Source organism: Streptomyces sp. ActVer (genome assembly GCF_027270795.1).
Taxonomy (GTDB): Bacteria; Actinomycetota; Actinomycetes; order Streptomycetales; family Streptomycetaceae; genus Streptomyces; species Streptomyces umbrinus_A.
In genome coordinates, this window is the sequence record NZ_JAPWHT010000713.1 from 1 (window position 1) to 3308 (window position 3308).

The window sequence follows — 3308 nt, forward strand, 5'->3', positions numbered from 1 at the left end:
GTTGAGGATCAGGTCGGTGACGTCCTCCTTGACGCCCGGCACGGTGGTGAACTCGTGCAGGACACCGTCGATGCGGAGGCTGGTGACAGCAGCGCCGGGGATCGACGAGAGGAGCGTACGGCGGAGCGAGTTGCCGAGGGTGTAGCCGAAGCCCGGCTCCAGCGGCTCGATCACGAACCGGGAGCGGAACTCGTCGACGACCTCTTCGGTCAGGGACGGACGCTGAGCAATGAGCACGAGGTGTTGCCTCCAGTAGTTTGGCGCCCGCTATGTGACGCCGTAGACACCTCGAAGGGTACGGGCGATCCGGGCGTTCCGGTCTCACCGAAGGCCGAACCGCCGTCTCCGACCCGGCGAGGAGGCTTCCGGACATCCTCCCGCCACCAAGAGGAACTCGGCTCCGCACAGCGCGTACAACAGCTGGTTTCGGCAGGAATCGCAGCTCCTTCGGGGATCGGGGAGTGCACTCGAACCTACGGTGATGGTTTCCGCCACACAGAGATGTGTTTCGCGGAGTTCTCGGTGAACGGTTCCCCGGACCAGTCCTCGACACGCCGTTCCAGTTCGAGCCCCTCGAGCCGGGCCATCAGGTCGAGCTCCGCCGGCCATGCGTACCGGTGCCGTGAACTGTCGCGGCGGTAGCGGTTGTCGCCGCCGTCGCCGTCGCGGGTGAAATGGTGCGAGACGAGGACCTGCTCGACCAGGTCGAAGGTGTCGAAGCCGAGATGCCGGTCGGACACGTCGAACGGCACCGCCACCTGCCCGGGCGGCAGGAACCGCAGCGGCGGCACGCCCAGCTCGATGACGAATCGGCCGCCGGGCGTCAGGTGGCGCGCGGCGTTGCGGAAGCACTCGACCTGCTCGTCCTGCGTGAGCAGGTTCGTGATGGTGTTGTAGACGAGGTAGACCAGCGTGAATTCGCCGGGCACGATGGTCGTGGCCATGTCCCCGATGGTGACCGGGAGCTTGTCCTCGTCGATCTTGCGTCGCAGGACCGCCGCCATGGGTCCGGACAGCTCGATGCCCGCCACCGGCACGCCGCTCTCCCGGAGCGGGACGCCCACCCGACCCGTTCCGATTGCGAATTCCAGTGCCCGGCCGTCTCTGGCGAGGTCGGCGAGGAAGGTGAGGGTCGGTCCCAGAAAGGCGGCCGAGGACCTCTCGCTCTCCTCGGCGTCGTAGCGGTCGGCGGTCGCTCGGGTCCACAGCTCACTGCTCGTCACGACCGGTCACTCTGCCGGGACCGGCGAGGCGGTGTCGACGCATTTTCCGTCCGGCGCGGGATCGGGCCGGATCTGATTCGGTTCGGTTCGAGTGATTGACCGTGTTCCGTCAGATGGTGATGCTGGAGCAGAGGACTGAACGCGAAGCACTCTTATGAACGCCGTGTCCAGTCTGTCCAGATACACCAGTAGTGATCTGTTCGATCCTGAACCCCACGCAGGAAGGCAGGAACAGACATGCAGGAGATCCGGGAGCCTCAGGAGATCCGCAGGACCCAGGAGACGCCGGACCGGTCGGGAGCCACCGTCACCGGTGGGACGGGCTGGCAGTCACCGGAGTACGAGGTCGTCGACACCGCGCTCGAAGTGACGGCGTACGCACTGGTCACGCGGTAACCCCGCCGCTGTGCTGCTGCAGGTGCTCGGCACCGCGGCGGGCGGCGGACTGCCCCAGTGGAACTGCGCGTGTCCCGGCTGTGCCGGGGCACGCGCCCATCCGGAGCGGCGCCGCCGCCACGCGTCCCTCGCCGTGCGAGCGGACGCCGGTCGCTGGTACATCGTCAACGCCACCCCCGACATCGGGGACCAGATCGAGGACACCCCCGCGCTGCACCCGGGCCCCGGTGCCCGGCAGACGCCGGTCGCGGGCGTCGTCCTCACCGACGCAGAACTCGACCACACCCTCGGCGTCGCGCGGCTGCGCGAGGCGGACGCCGTGGAACTGGTCTCCACCGCCCCGGTGCGCGATGCACTGCTCGCCGGCCCGCGCTTCGGAGCCGTGCTCGGACCGTACACAGAGCTGCTCTGGCGGGAGTTGGGCACGGCTCCGCTGCCACTCGGCCCGGAACTGGAGGCCGTCGCCGTGCCCGTCGCCGCCAAACGCCCCAGGTACGCGGCAGGAACGGGCGACGACGACCCCCACTGGGTGGTCGCCCTCGTGCTCCGCGAACCGTCCACGGGGAAGACCCTCGTCTACGGTCCCGCCCTCGCCGCCTGGCCCCAGGCGCTGCAGGAGGCCGCCGAGGCCGCCGACTGCGTCATCGTGGACGGCACCTTCTGGGACGAGGACGAGCCCGTGCGCACCGGGATCTCCAGCAGGACCGCGAGCGGCATGGGACATCTGCCGATCGACGGCTCCGCCGGCACCGCGCACCGGCTGACCGGGCTGCGCGCCCGCTGTCTGTACACGCATCTCAACAACACCAACCCCCTGACCGACCCGGACGACGACCGGCACAAACAACTGGCCGACCGGGGACTAGAGGTCGCCGCCGACGGAATGGTCATCGAGCTGTGACGACAACACCTGTACGGGACACGACCGCCCAGGACCGGCAGAACCCCTGGAGCCGCCCGGAGTTCGAAGAGCGGCTTCGCGACATCGCCACCACCCGGTACCACGACCGCCACGTCTTCAACGTACGGATGCACGAGGGCGCTCTGACACCGGCCGAGCTGCGCCGCTGGATCGCCAACCGCTTCCACTACCAGCGGCACATCCCCGTCAAGGACGCCCTGATCCTCGCCAAGTTCGAGGACCCGGCACTGCGCCGCATGTGGCTGCGCAGGATCGTCGACCACGACGGCGTACGGGAGGGGAAAGGCGGCATCGAGCGCTGGCTGCGGCTCGGCGAGGCGGCCGGGCTCGACCGGGAACGGCTGTGGTCGGCCGAGGACGTACTCCCCGGGGTGCGCCTGGCGGTCGACGGATACGTCAACTTCTGCCGGCTCAGGTCCCCGCTGGAGGCTGTTGCCGCGTCCCTCACCGAGTTGTCCGCTCCCGGGCTGATGCGCACCCGCATCGCCGCCTTCGAACACCACTACCCGTGGATCGAGGCCGAGGGGCTCGCCTACTTCCGGACCCGCGTCGAGCAGGGCAGCCGGGACAGCGCCGAGGCGCTCGCACTGGTCGAACGGTGGGCGCTCACCCGCGAGGAACAGGAACGGGCCGTCGCCGCGCTCGCCTTCAAGTGCGATGTGCTGTGGTCGCTGCTCGACGCCGTGGACGGGGCGGGGGAGGGGCCATGAAACCCCTGAGGGAGGCGCCTCCCGGCGACCGCGCGTCGGCCGCGGACGAGGATGCCA

Annotated in this window: 4 protein-coding genes and 1 pseudogene; 3 read left to right on the plus strand and 2 right to left on the minus strand. The window is 69.4% G+C overall.

Annotation, left to right across the window (positions count from 1 at the left end):
• Positions 1-237: pseudogene (locus tag O3Q52_RS50950) on the minus strand (DNA-directed RNA polymerase subunit alpha); the annotation flags it as partial.
• Positions 238-473: 236 nt separating this feature from the next.
• Positions 474-1223, minus strand: coding sequence for a class I SAM-dependent methyltransferase (locus tag O3Q52_RS50955; RefSeq protein WP_269655220.1), 750 nt, complete (start codon positions 1221-1223; stop codon positions 474-476).
• A 264-nt stretch (positions 1224-1487) separates the two neighbouring features.
• Here O3Q52_RS50955 and pqqA point away from each other — a divergent pair, with 264 nt between their 5' ends.
• From pqqA to pqqC, 3 genes are read left to right on the plus strand one after another with little or no spacing between them, the layout of a single operon-like run.
• A complete protein-coding gene (gene pqqA / locus O3Q52_RS50960) occupies positions 1488-1619 on the plus strand; it encodes a pyrroloquinoline quinone precursor peptide PqqA (RefSeq protein WP_269655223.1) in 132 nt (43 codons plus the stop codon).
• A 10-nt stretch (positions 1620-1629) separates the two neighbouring features.
• Positions 1630-2520, plus strand: coding sequence for an MBL fold metallo-hydrolase (locus tag O3Q52_RS50965; RefSeq protein ID WP_269655221.1), 891 nt, complete (start codon positions 1630-1632; stop codon positions 2518-2520).
• Positions 2517-3251 (plus strand): pyrroloquinoline-quinone synthase PqqC, encoded by a 735-nt coding sequence (gene pqqC / locus O3Q52_RS50970; protein WP_269655222.1) that lies wholly within the window; start codon positions 2517-2519, stop codon positions 3249-3251. Before O3Q52_RS50965 ends, pqqC begins: the two co-directional genes overlap by 4 nt.
• Positions 3252-3308 lie beyond the last annotated feature (57 nt).